Here is a 2,927-nt window from a genome sequence, read left to right on the forward strand (position 1 = left end):
GTCGGCCCCACGAAGAAGATCTTCTCCAAACCCGACAACAAGGTCACCGAGGACTACGTCGCCGGCCGGTTCGGCTAGCCGTCACCGCCCACGACGTCGCGTCGACCTCGCAAGGGGACGGGATCGCCACAGGCGGCCCCGTCCCCTTGCGCGCGCGCCGCACGCCGAACCCTCCGTTCGTTCCCGTCATCGACGGGATAGCTGTGCTCTACACCCCCGCGGGTGTGGCTGCGAGGCGGACGCCACAGACCAGGACGACCAGGTCGAGGTCGGCGTGGATGCGGCGCGAGGTTCGATGTTCAATCTCAGTAGAGAAAGCGCTGACGGCGCCTTGATGCGACCCGGACCGAATCCGCGTGATCGGTCTGGTCCAACCTGATTGCCTTGATCAGTCCTTTAGTTTTTTCGTCCGTGAGGATGGCACCGGGCAGGCGGACGGTTTCTAGCAGGAGTTCCGGATCGACGGTGCCCGAAATCTCGTCCCGAAGTGAGGCGAGCGCGGTCGCGGTGCAGTATCGGATGGGGATTTTCAGGTCAGTCGAGAGGATCTCAAGTTTCAGTGTCAGCGTGCCGGTCGGAGTTGGCCCGCAGATCAGCACAAATCTCGGCTCAAGTTCCGGCGGTCCGTTCCGCACGCATCCGAGGTATTCGGTGAGCGCGCGCCGGTCTCTTGTCGGAAACGAATACCGGCCCGGGGTGCTCTTCGCGACGGCCAGGAAGCTGTACGCCTCGGCGCGAAGGAGATAGAAGATGACAGCCGTATCGGCATCTTCGTCGCCCCGCTCGGAGCCGATGACCGATGCCCCTAACGTCGCCCAGAGCTGAGCGAAACCCTGCTCGAAGAGCCGGGAGAGGTTTTCGTCGCCATACATGTCGATCGCGTAGTCGGTGCGGGCCGCCAGATCGGGTAGGTCCCGTAGCCCGATCTGCGCGAACGCGCTGCGAGGCTCGAACATCGGACGGCTTGCGACGATCCCGTCGAGGTAGAGCTTCAGCCGGCCGAGAGAACCATCCAGCAGCGTGGCAGCGACGAGACCACCTGCAGGCTCGCACCCCGCCAGCCGGCCGAGTTCCGCGAGCGATCTGGTCACCTCTGCCTCCAGGTCACGAACGCCCATGCCATCGCGGGTGAAACCGCGCCCGCTGGCCATGCACGCCGAGGTATAGGAAACGGCGTGCAGATAGCTCCGCGCGAGGGTTAGGTCCCATTCAAGCGCTGCCGGAATGGTGTACCTGGCCGTGACGGAAGTCAACATTGCGAGTGCGTCAAGGAAATCGGCCGGCGGGGGCGGTCCGGTGAGGAGGGTCGTCCCTTCCCACAGTCGCGCAAGGCAGCCTTCAACGGCGAGGGGCACCGCGCTCAGCAGGTCTCGGCCCTGTGCGCGGCCTGGTCTGGTCACCGGCGCGCTCGCCGCCGACGGCGTTTGGACCTGCTTGAGGTCCTTCAGGCGCTGAATCCAGGGTTTGAGGTCCTCGCCGCCGCCCGGCCGGGACGACGTGAAGCGAGGCAGGTCACCGGAGGGACATCCGACCTGGTCACACAAAAGGCGTAGCCACTCGCGCAGAAGGTGCGCGCACAGTTGGCCGGCAGCCTCGTTGGAAAGCCCCTCGGGTTTGAGGGAGAGCAAGGAATCGGCGGCGTCAGGTGGGAGTGAGCGGGCACGTGATTGGTCACCGCCTGCGCTTGAGTCCTCAGGCACCCGCGCCTCCCGTTACCGCTGCCGTCAGGCGCTGCGCGCACCCCTACCGCGAAGAGACCAATCGACTTCGGTGCGGGTGCGGCCGGCGTGGTCTCAGAAGCCGGCCAGCAGTCAGACGACCGCGGACGGACGCGCGGTTGGAGCCGCTGCCGATGAGTGGCTCCAACCACGCATGCGTGCCTGCCCGTCGATTCGCTACCCGCGGGCGGCCTGGAGACCCTGTCGCTGGCTCGGGAGGTGGTGTTCGCGGGTCCAGGTCTGGGCCGCGATCTGGACGGCGTCCCAGGGGGAACCCAGCGGCGGGGTGTAGGACAGGTCGAGGTCGGCCAGCGCGTCGACGGTCATGGCGTGGAACAGCGCGGTCGCGTAGGTGTCGACCCGTTTCGCGACCTCGCTGCCGCGCCGTCCGACGAGCTGGGCGCCCAGGAGACGTCCGGTGGTGGTGTCGCCGGTGACGCGGATCGCGATCGGCTCGGCACCCGGGTAGTACGCCTTATGGTCATCCGGGCTGGCCTGCGACGTCACCGGAGCGAACCCGGCGGCGAGGGCCTCGTGGTCGCGCAGGCCGGTGCGGGCGGCGACGGCGTCGAAGATCTTGACGACCTGGGTGCCGAGGCTCCCGGCGAAGGTCCGGTCGCCGCCGAGGGCGTTCTCGCCGGCGACGCGGCCCTGCTTGTGCGCGGTCGTTCCCAGCGGCAGCCAGGTCGTCCCGAGCAGCCGGTGGTGGGTGACGGCGCAGTCGCCCGCGGCGTAGACGTCGGGCAGGCCGGTTTCCATCCGCTCGTTGACCTCGATCGCGCCCCGCGTGCCGAGGGCCGCACCAGCGGCGGCGGCAAGACGGGCCTCGGGTCGGACACCGGTGACGACGAGGACCAGGTCGGCGTACCGGTCCAGGGCGACGGTGGCCCCGTCGGGCGTGGTGGTGGCGGCCTCGACGCGCAGCCGGCCGGCGGCCCCGGCGTCGGCACGCGCGACGGCGCGGACGGCGGTGCGGGTGAGGACTTCGACGCCGTGCGCGGCTAGTTCGGCGGCGACGAGCGCGCCGAGTGGCGGGTCGACGGTAGGAAGGACCTGATCGGCCATCTCGATCTGAGTGACCTTCAGGCCCCGGGCGGTGAGCCCCTCGGCCATTTCCAGGCCGATGTAGCCGGCGCCGACGACGATCGCGCTGGCCGGGCTCTCGCGGTTGAGGGTGTCCATGACGGCGAACGTGTCGCCCATCGAGTG

2 protein-coding genes are annotated in these 2,927 nt (G+C 68.7%); both read right to left on the reverse strand.

The genetic code is table 11. The annotated features are described in order from the left end of the window. Positions 1-305 precede the first annotated feature (305 nt). Positions 306-1,700, reverse strand: a complete 1,395-nt coding sequence (locus I6A60_RS40850; protein ID WP_203022135.1) for a hypothetical protein — start codon at positions 1,698-1,700, stop codon at positions 306-308. Between the two features lie 195 nt (positions 1,701-1,895). After that, the coding region (locus I6A60_RS40855) for an FAD-dependent oxidoreductase (protein ID WP_203042137.1) at positions 1,896-2,927 on the reverse strand (1,032 nt) is incomplete at its 5' end.

This window comes from Frankia sp. AgB1.9 (assembly GCF_016786355.1).
Classification (GTDB): Bacteria; Actinomycetota; Actinomycetes; order Frankiales; family Frankiaceae; genus Pseudofrankia.